This is a genomic window from Vannielia sp. ABF1_015 (assembly GCF_056160745.1).
Map to the genome: position 1 here is coordinate 102610 of NZ_JBSWXT010000001.1, position 16518 is coordinate 119127.

Genomic DNA, 16518 nt, shown 5'->3' on the forward strand with positions numbered 1-16518 from the left:
GGGCTATTTTGCCTGCCGCATCCTATCAATCTCATCCGCCCACCAGGCCGCCATCTTCACCCGCTCCTCCCAATACTCCCCGCGCGCATAAGCCCGGCGCACCTCGTTGCCCTCCACGTGCGCCAATGCCCGCTCGATAGCATCAGGGTTCCACAGCCCGCTCTCGTTCGCAAACGTGCTGAAGGTCGCGCGGAAGCCGTGAGCGGTGATCTTGTCCGGCCCATAGCCGTGCCTACGCAAAGCGGCGTTCAGGGTGTTGTTGGAGATCGGCTGTGTCCAGGAGCGAGCGGAGGGCAGGAGGAACTCGCTGGTGCCGGTGAGGCCGTGCAGCTCTTGCAGGAGCCTGATCGCCTGAGGCGGCAGCGGCACGCGGTGGGGACGGCGCATTTTCATCCGGTCGGCCGGAATGCGCCAGACAGCTTCCGCGAGGTCGAACTCTTCCCACTTCGCCAGGCGCAACTCGCCGGGGCGTGGCGCCAGAATGGCGAGGAGCTGGAGAGCGTATCGGGTCGTCTCCTGCCCGGTGAAGCCGTCGATGGCGTTCAGCAGCTTGCCAAGCTCCTGTCGGTCCAGGATCGCGGCGCGAGGGCGGACACGGTGCTGGATGAGCGCTCCCTTGAGCGCCTCGGTGGGGTCGATGTGGGCGCGACCCGTGGCGATGGCGTAGCGGAAGACGGCCCCGGCGAAGCTGCGGAGCCGCTTGGCGGACTCGTATGTGCCCCTGGCCTCGACCTTACGGAGGGTGCGGAGCACGTCGGGAGCCTCTGCGGTGCGAACCGGCAGCTCGTACATGTCGGGTTTTGTCTGCGCCAACAGCCATCGGTTCTTCTTGAGCGTCGCCGGCGATCGACCCTCCTTCTCCAGCTTCTCGATGTACTCTTCGCCGACCACACCGAAGGTCACCGCGCGCTCCCTGTCGCGGCGGATGCGCTCCAGCCTTTTCTCCTCGGATGGGTCCAGCCCGTCTAGCAACAGAAGCCGCGCTTGATCGCGTTTAAGGCGAGCATCCTTGAGGCCGACCAGGGGATAGGGCCCGAAGGAGAGCAGTTTCTCCTTCCCGCGGTAGGTGTACTTCATCCTCCAGAGCCGCGATCCGGCCGGATTCACCAGCAAATGCAGGCCTCCGGCGTCGAAGACCTTGTAGGATTTCTCGCGCGGTTTGGCGTTGCGGATGGCGGTATCGGTCAAGGGCATGGAATCGGGAATCGAATTGAAATCACCTCAATTCGATCATACCGGCACCCCACAATCCACCCCCGAATCGAATGGCTGCCCCCGGATACCCCTGGACAACCAAAACGTGAAATGCCCGTAAAACTTGATACTTAGCCAAGCTACCGGACAACTCTGGATTGTGCTGGAGATAGTGATGGTGCCCGGGGGCGGAATCGAACCACCGACACGAGGATTTTCAATCCACTGCTCTACCCCTGAGCTACCCGGGCACGGGGAGCGGCGTGCCGCTCCTTGGGGTGGCGCGGTTCTACGGTCAGTCAGTGGGGATGGCAAGAGGGGAAGTTGCAGATTCTTGCGGGGCGATCGGGTGGTCGGGTCTGGGGTCTTACGGGCGGCAGAGGTTTCAGTCGAGGGGGGCGACGAACCCGGTGGGCTGGGGATCGCTCTCGTGTCGTTGTGATGGGCTTGGTTGCGCCGCTTGGCCTGCGCGCTTGCCGGCACGTCGAGCGCATCGTCGAGGCGTGACGCCGACAAGAGGCCTTGATGCCTCGGGTGGCTCAGGCATGCCGCGCATGGTGCAGCTTCACGCGCCGGTCTTGCCAGTCAGAACGTCGAGGTTGGCCAGAAAGCGCCGCAGCATCCCGGTGAACTGCTCGATCTCCTCCTTGCTGTAGCCGTCGAGGAGGATGCGCTGGCGCTCCAGCGCTTCACGGAGCACTTCGCCGTGCAGTGCCCGGCCTGCCTGTGTCAGCCACCATCCGCGACTGCGCCCGTTCGCGTGGAGTTCGCCCTTTGTCACGAGCTTGCGCTCTTCCAATCGGCCGATGCAGCGGCTTACAGCCCCTTTGTCGATACCGATGGTGTTGGCCGATTCCGTTACCGTTGCGCCCGGCTTGCGAGTCAGCATCACCAGCATTCTCCAGTCCACTGCCCCGATTCCGAACTTATCGGCATAGGTCTTTGCCGCCGCCCGCGTAAAGCGGTTTGCCGCGAACGTCAGCAGAACTGTCGGGCTCCGCGAGAAGCTAAGCGTCTGGGCTCTTGCCCCGTCCTCATCCTCGACATCCACGAGGAACAGTGCGTCGAACGCGTCGAATTCTTCGGTCATGGCAACGGTGTAGCGAAATCCGCAGGAGCCGAACAGGTGCTTATGTTGTCAGGGCAACATTATGTTGACCTGACAACATCACACCCCTAATGTCGCCTCAACGCCGCGCCGATTCCAGACCGGCAAGCAAGGGAGGACACATGAAAGAAGCACCTCTGGCAGAGGCCGGGCGCGGCTGCCCGATGAACGATGCAACGACGGGGTTTCAGCCGTTCGAGCACCGCGGGATGTATGATTTTCTCGCCTCCATCCGAGAGGATGTACCTATCTTCCATGCCCCCGAGATCGACTACTGGGTGGTCACGCGGCGCGCCGATATCGAGCAGATCCTGCCCGATGCCGCGCGTTTCTCTGCGGATATTGCAACCCAGCCCATCGTTCCCTGGCCGGAGACCGTTGGGCGCTATCTCACTGGCCGCAACTTCACCAACGAAGCGGTTCAGGTTGCCTGCGATCCGCCACGCCATACAAGGGTGAAGGCGTCGGCGACGCAGTTCCTCAACATCCGCCAGTTCATGTCTTACGAAGCCGCGATCCGTGACCTTGTGCGTGGCTATATCAAACGGATCGACGGACAAGGCGAAGTCGATCTGGTCGAAGCGCTGACTTACGAACTTCCTGCACAGGTCGTGTTCCTGCTGCTTGGCGTCACCGATTTTGATCCAAAGAAAATCAAGGCCTGGGGCGACTTGCGCCTGCACATGATCTGGGGCGATCCCAGCGAGCACGATCTCGAAACCGCCGCACGCGACCTCGCCGACTTTTGGGATTACACCGTTGACCTCGTTGAGGCACGCAAGCGCGCGCCGCAGGAGGACTACCCCAGCAAGCTACTCGCCCTAAGCGATGGGGATGACGCGGTTCTGACCGAAAACGAGATCCGCAGCCTGATCTTTGGATTGCTGCTCGCGGGCCATGAAACAACGACAAATGCCGCCGGCAATCTCTTGCTGGAACTGCTCCAGCGTCCCGAGCAATGGCAGGCGATCGCAAGGGATCCGGCACAGGCCAAGAACGCCGTGGAAGAAGGTTTGCGCTACGCGTCTTCGGTGGTGGCTTGGCGACGCAGGGCGAAGGAGCCGGTTACGGTGGGCGGCGTCGATCTGCCCGCAGGTGCCAAACTCCTGCTTTCGCTGGCCTCGGCCAACCGAGACCCCGCCAAGTTTGACAACCCGGAGACCTTCGACATCGACCGCAAGAATGCGCGGGAGCACATCGCCTTCGGGCGGGGCCTGCATCACTGCGCGGGGGCCCCTCTCGCCCGGTTGGAGCTGCGCATCGTGGTGGAAGAACTCACTGCGGCTTTCCCGAAGATGGCGCTTGTCGAGGATCAGAAGATCGATTTCACCCGCACCCTGTCGTTTCGGGGGCCGACCCGGCTGCTCGTTCGTCCGGGCGGACAATCCCAGTAGCAGAGGAACACATGGTTCAGCTTACGTTCATCCAACCGGACGGCACGCGCACTAATGTAACCGCAGCGCCCGGCACGTCAGTCATGGAAGCCGCCCAGCGCAACGGGATCAGCGGCATCATCGGCGAATGCGGCGGCTCAATGGCCTGCGCCACCTGCCATGCCTTCTTTGATGCGCAGACAATAGAGAAAATCGGCAGGTCCGGCGGAAACGAGGACGACATGCTCGATTTCGCGGCCACGCCGCGTGGTGCAACCAGCCGGTTGAGCTGCCGGGTCCAGATTACCGAGGCGCTGGAGGGGGCAGAGATCACCTTGCCCGCAACCCAGGTCTAGCCAGACCAAAATTCGCGAGGGGCCGCGCCTGCTCGCGAAGAACCAAGCTTCAGGGAGGAAACCATGAAAGCCATCAAAACACTCATTACCGCGGGCCTCGCCGCGCAGTTTGCGACAGCCGCTCTTGCCGAAGATGACCCACGGGTGCTGACCATCGCGTCCTGGGCCGGGCCCAACCATGTCGTCAATGCCGAGATGTGGCCGCAGTTCGTTGAGAGAATTGAAGAGGTTTCCGACGGCGCGTTGACCGCCGAGATCAAGCTGAACCTCGTCCCCCCGCCGGCAATGGCCGATCTTGTCCTCGACGGCGGCGCCGACATCACCTTTATCTTCCACGGCTACAACGCCGGGCGCTTCGTGGCTCCGCAGCTGGTCGAGCTTCCGGGTGTGGAGGGCAATGCAGAGGCCGCCTCTGCCGCATACTGGCGGGTCTGGAAGAGCCACCTCGAAGCCGCAGGTGAGCAGGAGGAGTTCAAGACGATCGCCATGTTCCAGCACAGCCCTGCACAGTTCCATTTGCGTGAGCCGATCAAGAGCCTTGCCGATGTGGATGGAATGAAGGTCCGCGCTCCCGGCGGCGTTGGGTCATTGGTGGTTGAAAGCCTTGGCGGTGTTGGCATTCAGGTGCCCGCGACCAAGGTTTACGAAACCCTCAGCGCTGGCGCAGCGGATGCCGTCACCATGAACGCCGACGGCCGCCTCGGCTACACCCTCGACGAGGTTGCGCCGGTGATGTTCGAAACACCCGGCGGCCTCTATCGCGGCTCCTTCGCCGCACTCATGAACAAGCAAACCTGGGACAGCCTCGATCCCGAGCTTCAATCTGCCCTCGATGCGGAGTTCTTCGGGGAGCCGATGTCGCGATTGTTCGGCAAACTCTGGGATGCCTCCGACGCTGCCGCGATCCAGAACACACGAGATTTGGGAAACCCGATTGTTGCCGCAAGTAAAGCGGATATCGAACTCTTCGCTCCGATCATCGAAAGCACCACAGCCACCGTGCTAGAGCGCGTCAATGCCCGGGGTGTCGATGCCGCGGCGGCCAAGGCTGCCTTTGAACGGGAAACCGCCGCCGTCATGAAAGAGATCGGCTCCTGATGCAAAACATCATCGAACGCACGGCGCAGACCGCCGTGCGTCTCCCTCTGTGGCTGGCAATCTTAGCGCTGTTCTCGATGATGCTTCTGACTTTCGCTGACGTCCTGTTGCGCTCTTTCGCCAACGCCCCCATTCCGGGTGCTGCGGAGCTGACGGAAGTGTTGTTGGCAACATCCGTCTTTGCAGCGATGCCAGCCACCTCACTCTGGGGCCGCCATATCTCGGTCGACCTGTTCGACAACTATCTCTACATGCGCCTCCGCGAAGGGCTCGTGAACCTCGTCTTTGGCATCCTGCTCTGGTGGCCGGTCCTGAAGTGTTGGGAGAACGGCCAACGCACCATCGGCTACGGAGAAGTCACGCTCTACCTGCGTATCCCCGTGGGGTTGATTCTATATCTCATCGCTCTGGGCTTGACGCTTGCTGCCTGCGCCATGCTGGTACGCGGCCTGGCTATCCTCTTCTTCCCCGCAACACGCATCGTAACCGACGATGACCATGAGCAGGCAGGCTCCGGGGCCTGATCTCGCTGCAAAATAAAGGATTTTCAACGTGACGCTCGCCCTGATCGGTTTTGCCGCGGTTCTCGTTCTCGTCTTCTTTCGGGTGCCGATTGCCTTGGCGATGGGTCTCGTTGGCCTCCTCGGATACGCCCACGAAACCTCCACTTCTGCCTCCATCTCGATGGCCGCCCGCCTCATCACCGATGGCGCACGCGATTATGGCCTGTCGGTCGTCCCGCTCTTTGTGCTCATGGGGCTGTTTGTGAACCAGTCCGGCATGAGCCGTGAGATCTACCGCGCCGCCAACGCCTTTCTCGGCCACTGGCGGGGCGGTCTGGCAATGGCGACCATCGCGGCATGCGGAGTTTTTGCTGCCATCTCCGGATCTTCGCTCGCCACCGCCGCCACGATGAGCCGGGTCGCAATGCCTGAGATGCGCCGCTTCGGCTATGCCGACAGCCTCGCCACCGCCTCCATTGCAGCAGGCGGCACGCTCGGCATTCTCATTCCCCCTTCTGTGATCCTGATCATCTATGGCCTACTCACACAAACCTCCATTGCCGCCCTGTTTCTCGCAGGGCTGGTGCCGGGCCTCCTCGGCATTCTCTTCTACCTCGGCGCCGTGGTTTTCGTGGTCCGCCGCAGGCCGGAGTCCGGCCCCTGCGGCACACGGCAAAGCTGGCGCGAACGCCTTGCCTCCCTGCGTGGGATTGGGGCCGTCATCGGCCTGTTCATATTCGTGATCGGCGGCCTTTATGGCATCTTGGATTTCTGGCCCCTCAACCTAACCTTTTCGCCTACCGAAGCAGCCGGGATGGGGGCGATGGGCACTTTCGCCATTGCCCTTTGGCGCCGGAAGCTGCCTTGGCCAGCCCTCACGAGCGCATTGATCGAAACCTGCATCACCACGGCCGGGCTTTTCGCGATCCTGATCGGGGCCTGGGTCTTCTCGAACTTCGTCAACCTCGTCGGCCTGCCCGAGGCGCTTGTTGCCTTTGTCACCGGCAACGACATTCCTCCCATGGCTGTTATGTGCTTGATCCTGCTGATCTACATCGCGCTAGGCTGCGTGTTTGAAAGCCTTTCCATGATGGTGCTTACCGTGCCGGTTTTTTTTCCGGTCGTCAGCCAGCTCGGGTTCGACCCGGTCTGGTTCGGTATAGTCGTGGTGGTGGTCACCGAAATCAGCCTGATCACTCCGCCAGTGGGGTTAAACGTTTTCATTATGCGCTCAGTGGTCACCGATGTATCCACCGCCACGATCTTCCGAGGGGTCACCCCATTCTGGATTGCAGATATTTTCCGCCTTGCGGTTATCGTCCTTGTGCCGTCTGTCGTTCTGTTTCTTCCACGGCTTTTCCAAGGCGGCTGAACGCGGTTGGCCGGGCATGAGGGGAGCAGATCAAACCGGGCCACACCCGGAAGCCGGGCTTGTCTTTGCCGACGGGCTCGACGACGACCGACTTACCAGCACATCCTCGAGCTTGATCGAAAGCCGGCCATCGTGGCCCGCCATTTTCATCCGGTACCAGAACTGCCCTCACCCTTCCTTACCATAACCGAAGCCAAGCGTAATTTAGGACCAGTTGCGCGCCGGGGTGTCTAAGAGCGAACTGTTTTCCATAAGGCTCGTGGTGGGCTCATCGACGGCACCCTCTCCATGATCATCTCGCACCCGATGAAGCGCTTCGCCCACTAAACATCGCCACGCTGATGAAAGCCAAAACCGGTGGCCCCGATGGTGGGGCACATCGGGTCACATTCGGCTTCGAGATCTCCACGCCGGAAAGCGTCTGACATTCCCCTACCACGCACAAAGCGGCCCCCAAGCGCCACTCTGGCGTAAATGAAGCGTGAATTGCGGCATGGCAGGAGGCCGGGGCGGGGACGGCGGCGGCTCTCCAAGGCATACTCGCGGTATTCCTTGATGCAATTGATGAGCCCGCCATGCCCAGCCTGCGTTATTCCATCCAGAGCACCCTGTTTTCCGTCATCGAGGCAATCCCGCCGCTGGCGAAGCTGGCCAATCGCTGGGCGATCAACCGGGTGGTAAAGCGGGCGCGCAGCCGGCCGCATCCGCTCAGCACCATCGGTGACTACGTGTCATGGCGCGGGCTGACGGACCGCCGGTGGAGCGGTAGGCACCTGCCACCGCAGCGCCGCAGCAATCTGCCGGAGGTCGAAAGCCTGCTGCCCCTCTTCGAGCGGCGCGCCGGGGTGCAACGGCTGTGCCCCAAGTCCACCTGCCTGTTCCCCACCTTCGCCCAATACCTGACCGACGGTTTTTTACGCACCGAAACCGACGAGCTGATCGCCGAGGGGGAAGACCCGGATCTACGCTTGCGGCGGAACACCTCGAACCACGAGATAGACCTCTGCACGCTCTACGGGCGGACCTATGCGCAAACCATCGCGCTCAGGCTCTGCTCGGAGGAGAAGGGGCGCAAGGGGCGGCTGAAATCGCAACAGATCAACGGCGAGGAGTATCCCCCGTTTCTCTACAAAGGCGGCGCGCCCGACCCGCAGTTCGCCGTGCTGGACCCGGCCCTTGGCCAAAAAGATCTGCCCCCCGCCCAGCGCGACACGCTCTTTGCCGTGGGGGGCGACCGGGTCAACTCCGTGCCTCAGGTGGCGATGCTCAACACGCTCCTGCTGCGCGAGCACAACCGGCTGGCGGGCGAGATCGAGGCGGCGCATCCGGCGTGGGGCGATACCCGCGTGTTCGAAACCGCCCGCAACACGATGATCGTGCTCTTCATCAAGCTGGTGGTGGAGGATTACATCAACCACATCTCCCCCCTGCCCTTCGCCCTCAAGGCCGACCCATCGGTGGCGTGGGAGGCAAGCTGGAACAAGCCCAACTGGATCACCACCGAGTTCAGCCTGCTCTATCGCTGGCACGCGCTGATCCCCGACGAGATGCCGTGGGGCGGCACCCCGCAGCCCCTCGCCGGGACGCTGCGCAACAATACCCTGCTCCTTGAGGGCGGCTTGCTGAAAGCCTTCGAAACCGTCAGCGCCACCCCCGCCGCGGAGCTGGGCCCACGCAACACCGCCACCCCGCTGCTGGAGGTAGAGAAGGCCTCGATCCTGCAAGATCGCGCCTGCGAGCTGGCCAGCTTTTCCGACTATTGCGCCTATCTCAAGCAGGACCGGCCACAGAGCTTTGAGGATATTTCCTCCAATCCGGATGTGGCCGCAGAGCTGGCCCGGCACTACGCCAGCCCCGATCAGGTAGATTTCTTCGTCGGCCTGTTCTGCGAAGACCGCGTGCCCAACAGCCCGCTGCCCAATCTTGTGCTGGTCTTCGTCGCGCTCGACGCCTTCAGCCAGGCCCTGACCAACCCGCTGCTCTCCCGCCATGTCTTTGTGCCAGAAACCTTTTCGGCCCCCGGATGGAAGGCAATTCAGGGAACGGCCACGGTGCGCGACATCGTGGATCGCAACGTGCCCGGCGGCGCGGGCAACAGCTTTATCGCGATGACCCGGGCAGACTGGCAGCCAGAATAGCCGCACCCATAAGCTCTTCTTATCAATAAAATCTGCAAATCCAATTTTTCCTGATACCGCACAGCTGGTAGTTTGCCCTCACACGGGAGGAATCACCGGCGTCGTAGGGCGCTGGCCCCTCCCGCACGCCACATCCAGCTACAGGAGCGCCCGATGGACGGAGCCGAACTTTCAAACATCAGCAAATGCCCGGTGATGCACACGCATGCCGCACGCGGAAACAAGGACTGGTGGCCCAACCAGCTCAACCTGAAAATCCTCAACCAGAACGCGCCGGGCACCTCGCCGCTGAAGGATTTTGATTACGCCGAGGCCTTCAAGGGCCTCGACCTGAAGGCGCTCAAGGCCGATCTGACCGCCCTGATGACCGACAGCCAAGAGTGGTGGCCCGCCGACTTCGGGCACTACGGCCCCTTCTTCATCCGCATGGCATGGCACTCCGCCGGCACCTACCGCACCGCCGATGGCCGTGGCGGCGCGCGCTCCGGCTCCCAGCGCTTTGCCCCGCTCAACAGCTGGCCCGATAACGCCAACCTCGACAAGGCCCGCCGCCTGCTTTGGCCGATCAAGGCCAAGTATGGCAACGCGATTTCCTGGGCCGATCTGATGGTGCTCACCGGCAACGTCGCGCTGGAGAGCATGGGCTTCAAAACCTTCGGTTTCGCCGGGGGCCGCGCCGATGTGTTCGAGCCGGAAGAAGATATCTACTGGGGTGCCGAAGACGAGTGGCTCGCCCAATCCGATGCGCCCAACTCCCGCTACTCTGGCGATCGCGAGCTGGAAAACCCGCTGGCCGCCGTGCAGATGGGCCTGATCTACGTGAACCCCGAGGGCCCCGACGGTAACCCGGACCCGCTGGCCTCTGCCAAGGACATCCGCGAAACCTTCGGCCGGATGGCGATGAACGACGAAGAGACCGTTGCACTCATCGCCGGTGGCCACACCTTCGGCAAGACTCACGGTGCCGCCGATGCCGCCAACGTGGGTGTTGAGCCGGAACAGGCCAACATGGCCGAGCAGGGCTTTGGCTGGACCAACAGCCACGGCACCGGCATGGGCGCCGACACCATCACCTCGGGCCTCGAAGTCACATGGACCTCGACGCCGACAAAATGGTCCAACGGCTACTTCGACAACCTCTTTGGCTTCGAGTGGGAGCTGACCAAGTCGCCCGCCGGCGCCCATCAGTGGACCCCGAAGGACTGGAACGGTGAGCATGCCGTCCCCGATGCGCACCGCGAGGGCGAAACCCACGCCCCGACCATGCTCACCACCGACCTCGCCCTGCGCTTCGACCCGATCTACGGGCCGATCTCCAAGCGCTTCCACGAAAACCCGGAAGAGTTTGCCGATGCCTTCGCCCGCGCGTGGTTCAAGCTGACCCACCGCGACATGGGGCCGAAAGAGCTTTACCTTGGGCCGGAAGTGCCGGCGGAAGAGCTGATCTGGCAAGATCCAATCCCCGCGGTCGATCACCCGCTGGTGGACGCCGCCGATACCGCCGCGCTGAAGGAAAAGCTCCTCGCCGCGCTGCCGGTCTCGGATCTGGTAAAAACCGCCTGGGCCTCCGCCTCCACCTTCCGCGGCTCCGACCTGCGCGGTGGGGCCAACGGCGCACGCATCCGCCTCGCACCGCAAAAGGACTGGGCGGCGAATGAACCCGCCGAGCTGGCCCGCGTGCTGGGCGTGCTCGAAGGGATCAAATCCGAGTTCGACGCACAGGGCGACAAGAAAATCTCGCTGGCCGACCTGATCGTGCTGGGTGGCTCCGCCGCCGTCGAGAAGGCCGCTGCCGATGCGGGCTCGCCCACCGCAGTGCCCTTCACCCCGGGCCGGATGGATGCCACCGCCGAGCAAACCGACGCCGAGGCCTTCGAGCCGATGGAGCCGTTTGCCGATGGCTTCCGCAACTACATGGGCGGTGATTTCTCGGTCTCCGCCGAAGAGATGCTGGTAGATCGCGCCCAGCTTCTCACCCTCACCGCCCCCGAGATGACGGTGCTGGTGGGTGGCCTGCGGGTGCTGGGTGCCAACCACGGCGGCTCCAAGGCGGGCGTCTTCACCACCCGTGAAGGCCAGCTGACCAACGACTTCTTCGTCAACCTGCTCGACATGTCGACCAAGTGGGAAGACGCGGGCGACGAAAAGGTCTTCATCGGCAAAGACCGCAAGACCGGCGAAAAGAAGTATGACGCCACCCGCGTCGATCTCGTCTTCGGCTCCAACAGCCAGCTTCGGGCGATTGCCGAAATCTACGGCCAGTCCGATGCGCAGCACGGCTTTGTCGAAGATTTCATCGCCGCCTGGGTCAAGGTGATGGAAGCCGACCGCTTCGACGCCTGATCACGCTTCAACACCACAGCCAAGGGGCGCCGGGGAAACTCGGCGCCCCTTTCTCATTTTCTTGCCGGAAAATACTCCCCGGCCCCCTCCCCCGCTTTGTGAGCCGTTCACACCGATGCCTCTCTGCGCGCCCGTGCCATAGCGCGCCGAGGGAGGGGGCCGCAAAAAAGGAATGCGCCCGCAGGGCGCGCAATTTGACAGCTGCCAAAGAAAACGCCGCCGGAGGGAGCCCCGGCGGCGCTTGGTCTTCGATCTGTCCGGAGGGATCAGTTCGTCAGGATGTAATAGCTGTTGCGGATCCGGCCCTGGTTGCGGACGCCGATAAAGAAGTAGCCGTCCCACTTCGGGGTCCACGAGCAGTAGAGCTTGTCGGAGTAGCTGCGGTCGAGGCAGATCACGTTGCCGCCCTCATCCGTCACCACGAGGTCAAGGTTGGCATCGCCGTCGCCCACGATGGCCAGCTCAGCGAGGCGTCCGCCGTAGAACGGCACCTTGAACACGTCGGTCTTGCCAGCAGGCAGGCGCGACAGGGTGCGCGAGGCACCACCGATGCGGCCACGGGAGCCCTCGGCCTTGATGTCGGCAATCATGCTCTTCAGGGCTTCGTCGTCACCGGCCAGTTCCTCGGCCTCGGCGAGCATTTCCTCGGGGGTGGTCGGCGCGTCCACGCCTTCGCCCTCTTCGGCACCCTCGTAGCCTTCGATGTCCTTGGTTTCCTTCTCGCGCTCAACGTCCTCGGCCTCGACCGACATGGCGATCTTGGCAGCGGTGATGATCGAGAGCGCGTCCTTGTTGGCCGAGCCGTAGGCGTAGAGATCCTGCGCCATGGCCATCTGCGCCACCGCGCCGGCCTCGCCTTCACCCGCGCCATCGGCGGCGTTGGCGCCTTCCTTGTCCTGCGCCCAGGCGGTGCTGCCGAGGGCGACCACCGCAGTCGTCGCCAGCACGGCGCTGAGGGTCTTGAATTTGGTCATCATTACCTTTCGTCCTTCCCTTCTCATGGGCGGCGGTGGCCGGGGTGACCCCACCGAAATCATGTGCAGAGACTGACAAATGCCGCTGCGTAAGGGAAGATGGTTTTTGGTGACAAATGCCGTTAGCGCTGAAATTCCAATGCGTTAAGCCCGCCGCTTTTGTCTTTTGACATCACTCTGCGCTGCGCAGCACACGCGCCGGTGGCATCGCGAGGGGTTTCAGCGCAAAGCCCAGCCCGGCCAGCAGCGTGGCCAGCACCCCGCCGGTGACGATGGCAACGGCAGAGACCGGCTCAAAACTGTAGTCCCCCTCCATCACGAAGGTGGTCACGCCCCAGCCCGCGAGCCCGCCCGCGAAGATGGCCACCACCCCGGCGGCCAGCCCCAGCAGCGCCGCGCGCAGCACCAGATAGGCCAGCACACGCCCGCGCACCGCGCCCAGCGTCTTCAGCACCGCCGCTTCAAACTCCCGCGCCGGTTGCCCCGCCGCCGCCGCGCCAATCAGCACCACGCCGCCCGTGACCAGCGAGGCCAGCGCCCCGTAGGTGATCGCCGCCGCGATTCCCTCCAGCAGCCCCGCCACGCGAGAGATCGCATCGCGCACGCCGATCCCGGTGATATTGGGCCATGTCTGCGCCACGTCCCGCAAAATCGCCGGCTCCGCCTCGGCCTCGGCATAGACCGTGGCAATATGACTGTGCGGCGCGCCCTGCAGGGCGGCGGCGTTGAAGGTCATCACGAAGTTGATCCCCATGGTCGAAAAATCGACCTCGCGGAAGCTGGCGATGGTGGCGGTAATCTCGCGGCCCAGCACGTTCACCGTGATCTCGTCGCCAATCCGCAGCCCAATCTCGGCCGCCTCCTCGGCGGCAAAGCTCATCAGCGGCGGGCCGTCATAGTCTTCCGGCCACCATTCCCCCTCCGAAACGGTCACCCGCTCCGGCTGGGTGGTGGCATAGGTCAGCCCGCGATCGCCGCGCACCACCCAATGGTCGGGCGCAACCTCGGTGGCCGGTTGGCCGTTGATCCGGGTGACGACGCCGCGCAGCATCGGCGCGGTATCCACCCGGTTCACCTGCGCGTCCTCGTCCAGCCGGGTGAGAAACGGGCCTATCTGGTCGGGCTGGATGTCGATGAAAAAGAACGAGGGCGCGACCTCTGGCAAATCGCCCTGAATGGCCGCACGCATGTTGGAAGAGACCTGCCCCACAGCGGCCAGCACCGAAAGCCCAAGCCCGAGCGAGAGCACCACCGCAGAGGCCTCCTGCCCCGGCCCGCCCACCGAGCCAAGCGCCAGCCGCAGCGCGGGCCAGCCGCGCACCCACCGCGTCCGCGACAGACGCCGTGACAGCCTGCGGATGCCCGCCGCCGCTGCGAGAAGGAGCAAGAGGGCAAAGCACACGCCAAGCGCGGCCCAGACGGTCAGCGTCCAGAGGCCCGAAAAGTAGGCCGCCGCTCCAACGAGCAGCGCCGCAAGCCCTAGCGTCAGAGCGATAACCAGAGGGCGCGGCAGGTGGCGGCGGGTGTCGCTCAGCGCGCGAAACAGCTGCGCCGGGCGGATCTCTTCGGCGCGGCTCACCGGCCAGAGCGTAAAGATCAGCGCCGTCAGCGCCCCATAGAGCGCTGCCTCAGCCAAGGGGCCGGGATAGACGGTGAACTCGGTTGGCAGCGGCAGCCGCGCCTCCAGCACCGGTGCCAGCGCCAGCACGGCGGCAGCGCCCAGCGCGAGACCCACGGCGATGCCCAGCGCCGAGAGCGCCCCTATCTGGATCAGGTAGGCCCAAAGGATGGTGCGGCGCGAGGCCCCAAGCGTTTTCAGCACGGCGATCACCGGCGTCTTGCGCTCAAGGTAGGCCCGCACCGCCGCCGACACGCCCACGCCGCCCACCGCAAGGCCCGCAAGGCCGACAAGCACGAGGAAGGCGCTGATCCGGTCGACAAAGCGGTTCAGCCCCGGTGCCCCATTGCGGCTGTCGCGCCAACGCGCGCCGCTGTCGGAGAATTGCGAAAGCGCCTCTTCGCGCATCGCGGCAAGGTCGGTGCCCTGCGGCAAGGCGAGGCGGTAGTTGGTTTCAAACAGCGTGCCGGGCGCAAGCAGGCCAGAGCCTTCAAGATCCGCCCGGTAAAGCAGCGTGCGCGGCCCGAGCGAAAAGCCGGAGCCCGCGGCATCAGGTTCCAGCGTCAGAGCCGCCGCCAGATAGTAACTGGCGGTGCCGAGCTCAAAGGTATCGCCCACCTCCAGCTCCAGCTGCGCCATCAGCGAGGGGTCCATCACCGCGCCGGGCATCCCCTTAGCCCCGGCCAGCGCTTCATCCAGCGGCATGGCAGGCTCCAGCCGGATTTCGCCGTATAGCGGGTAGATATCATCCACCCCCTTCACCTGCGTTAGCGCGGTATTCTCGCCCGCGCGGGCCATGGAGCGAAAGTCGACGATCTCCGAAACCCGGGTCGCCCGCTCCGCCATCCACGCCTGCTCCGCCTCACCCGCCGCGCGGTAAGTAAAGCGCAACTCGGCATCCCCGCCAAGCATGGTGGCCCCCTCGCGCATCAGCCCGCCCGAAAGGCTCTCGCGCACCAGCCCCACGGCGGCAATGGCGGCCACGCCAAGGGCGAGGCAGGCGAGGAACACCTTGAAGCCGCGCAGGCCCCCACGAAGCTCGCGCCGGGCGATCCGGGCCGACTGGGCAAGGCTCATTCGGCAGCCTCGGCCTTGGCCTCGGGCGAGATCAGCCCGTCAGCGAGGCGCACAACCCGGCCACATCGGGCAGCAAGCTGGCGGGAGTGGGTCACAAGCACCAGCGTGGCGCCGTGCTTCTCGGAGAGGTCGAAGAGCAGGTCTGTCACCGCATCGCCGGTGGCGGCATCAAGGTTGCCGGTCGGCTCATCGGCCAGCAAAATATCAGGGCGCGGCGCAATGGCGCGGGCCAGTGCCACCCGCTGTTGCTCGCCGCCCGACATCTGGCTGGGGTAGTGATGCGCCCGGTCCCCAAGCCCCACAGCGGCAAGCTCGGCCTCGGCGCGCTCATAAGCGTCCGGCATACCGGCCAGTTCCAGCGGCGTGGCCACGTTTTCCAGCGCGGTCATCGTGCCGATGAGGTGGAAGGATTGAAACACCACCCCCATATGCTGAAGACGAAAGCGGGCGAGCGCATCTTCCCCCATCGCCGTCAGATCATGGCCCAGCGCCATGACCCTGCCGGAGCTGGCCGTGTCGAGCCCGCCCATCAGCATGAGGAGAGAGCTTTTGCCAGAGCCAGACGGCCCGATCAGCCCCAGCGTTTCGCCCTTGGCGACATCGAGGCTTATTCCCTTGAGGATGTTGACCTTTCCCGCGTTGCCGTCGAGCGTGAAGGTAACATCGTTCAGGGAGAGGATCGGATCTGTCATGCGCGCGCTTTCTGTTTCATTCCGATATGGGGCCAAGCTGCTGGCGCTCAAGGTTTTAACGACAATCTTTCTGGTTTCCGTCGCCCATGCCCAACCCGTTGTGGTGGCCGCGCTGGGGGACAGCCTGACAGCGGGCTACGGGCTGCCGCAGGATGAGGGCTTTGTGCCGGTGCTCGAAAGCTGGCTCGAGGAGCGCGGCGCAGAGGTGGATTTGCGCAACGCCGGCGTGAGCGGAGACACCACGGCAGGCGGGCTCTCCCGCGTGGATTGGACGCTGACGGATGACGTGGATGCGCTGATCGTGGAACTAGGCGGGAACGACATGCTGCGGGGCGTCGATCCGGCCACAAGTCGCGGAAATCTCGATGGAATCCTCGCTGCCGCAGAGGCAAAGGGCCTGCCCGTCCTGCTCGTCGGGCTGACGGCTTCGGGCAATTTCGGGCCTGAGTACAAGGCCGCCTTCGACGCCATGTATCCCGAGCTGGCCGGGCAATATGGCACTCTGCTCTACCCCGACTTCTTTGCTGCCCTGACCGCGCTGGAAGATCAGGCAGCCGCGCGGCGCGAGCACATGCAGGGCGACGGCATTCACCCGTCAGCCAGCGGGGTGCGGCTAATTGTCGAGGACATCGGCCCGCAGGTGATGGAGCTGATCGAACAGGTCGAGTAGCG

General features: G+C 64.0%; 13 protein-coding genes and 1 tRNA gene. 8 read left to right on the forward strand and 6 right to left on the reverse strand.

Annotated features, from left to right (window positions below):
* Positions 1-3: 3 nt before the first annotated feature.
* The 3 genes from ACXAG6_RS00465 to ACXAG6_RS00475 all read right to left on the reverse strand — a co-directional run bounded on the left by ACXAG6_RS00465 (position 4) and on the right by ACXAG6_RS00475 (position 2284).
* The gene (locus tag ACXAG6_RS00465; RefSeq protein ID WP_475334014.1) at positions 4-1194 is read right to left on the reverse strand and encodes a tyrosine-type recombinase/integrase; all 1191 of its coding nucleotides are present in this window, start codon (positions 1192-1194) and stop codon (positions 4-6) included.
* Positions 1195-1370: 176 nt separating this feature from the next.
* A tRNA-Phe gene (locus tag ACXAG6_RS00470) sits at positions 1371-1445 on the reverse strand.
* A 314-nt stretch (positions 1446-1759) separates the two neighbouring features.
* Entirely contained in the window at positions 1760-2284 is a 525-nt protein-coding gene (locus tag ACXAG6_RS00475; protein WP_475334015.1) for a MarR family winged helix-turn-helix transcriptional regulator, read from the reverse strand.
* Between the two features lie 140 nt (positions 2285-2424).
* Between ACXAG6_RS00475 and ACXAG6_RS00480 the strand changes: the two genes are divergently transcribed.
* The 7 genes from ACXAG6_RS00480 to katG all read left to right on the forward strand — a co-directional run bounded on the left by ACXAG6_RS00480 (position 2425) and on the right by katG (position 11485).
* The gene (locus ACXAG6_RS00480) at positions 2425-3696 is read left to right on the forward strand and encodes a cytochrome P450 (protein WP_475334017.1); all 1272 of its coding nucleotides are present in this window, start codon (positions 2425-2427) and stop codon (positions 3694-3696) included.
* An 11-nt stretch (positions 3697-3707) separates the two neighbouring features.
* A complete protein-coding gene (locus ACXAG6_RS00485; protein WP_475334018.1) occupies positions 3708-4031 on the forward strand; it encodes a 2Fe-2S iron-sulfur cluster-binding protein in 324 nt (107 codons plus the stop codon).
* Between the two features lie 63 nt (positions 4032-4094).
* A complete protein-coding gene (locus ACXAG6_RS00490) occupies positions 4095-5129 on the forward strand; it encodes a TRAP transporter substrate-binding protein (protein WP_475334019.1) in 1035 nt (344 codons plus the stop codon).
* Positions 5129-5653, forward strand: a complete 525-nt coding sequence (locus tag ACXAG6_RS00495; RefSeq protein ID WP_475334021.1) for a TRAP transporter small permease — start codon at positions 5129-5131, stop codon at positions 5651-5653. Before ACXAG6_RS00490 ends, ACXAG6_RS00495 begins: the two co-directional genes overlap by 1 nt.
* A 28-nt stretch (positions 5654-5681) precedes the next feature.
* On the forward strand, positions 5682-7004 hold the full coding sequence (locus ACXAG6_RS00500) for a TRAP transporter large permease (RefSeq protein WP_475334022.1): 1323 nt from the start codon (positions 5682-5684) through the stop codon (positions 7002-7004).
* A gap of 575 nt (positions 7005-7579) precedes the next feature.
* Complete coding sequence (locus ACXAG6_RS00505; RefSeq protein ID WP_475334023.1) at positions 7580-9142, forward strand: peroxidase family protein; 1563 nt, start codon at positions 7580-7582, stop codon at positions 9140-9142.
* 153 nt (positions 9143-9295) lie between these two features.
* Positions 9296-11485, forward strand: coding sequence for a catalase/peroxidase HPI (katG, locus tag ACXAG6_RS00510; protein WP_475334024.1), 2190 nt, complete (start codon positions 9296-9298; stop codon positions 11483-11485).
* Positions 11486-11751: 266 nt separating this feature from the next.
* Here katG and ACXAG6_RS00515 read toward each other — a convergent pair whose 3' ends face one another.
* The 3 genes from ACXAG6_RS00515 to ACXAG6_RS00525 form a co-directional block, all read right to left on the reverse strand.
* Positions 11752-12462, reverse strand: a complete 711-nt coding sequence (locus ACXAG6_RS00515) for a hypothetical protein (RefSeq protein WP_475334025.1) — start codon at positions 12460-12462, stop codon at positions 11752-11754.
* Positions 12463-12631: 169 nt separating this feature from the next.
* Entirely contained in the window at positions 12632-15154 is a 2523-nt protein-coding gene (locus ACXAG6_RS00520) for an ABC transporter permease (RefSeq protein WP_475334026.1), read from the reverse strand.
* Positions 15151-15846, reverse strand: coding sequence for an ABC transporter ATP-binding protein (locus ACXAG6_RS00525; RefSeq protein ID WP_475334027.1), 696 nt, complete (start codon positions 15844-15846; stop codon positions 15151-15153). The genes ACXAG6_RS00520 and ACXAG6_RS00525 overlap by 4 nt, the downstream gene beginning before the upstream one ends.
* Between ACXAG6_RS00525 and ACXAG6_RS00530 the strand changes: the two genes are divergently transcribed.
* Entirely contained in the window at positions 15845-16516 is a 672-nt protein-coding gene (locus tag ACXAG6_RS00530; RefSeq protein WP_475334028.1) for an arylesterase, read from the forward strand. The genes ACXAG6_RS00525 and ACXAG6_RS00530 overlap by 2 nt on opposite strands.
* Positions 16517-16518: the final 2 nt, after the last annotated feature.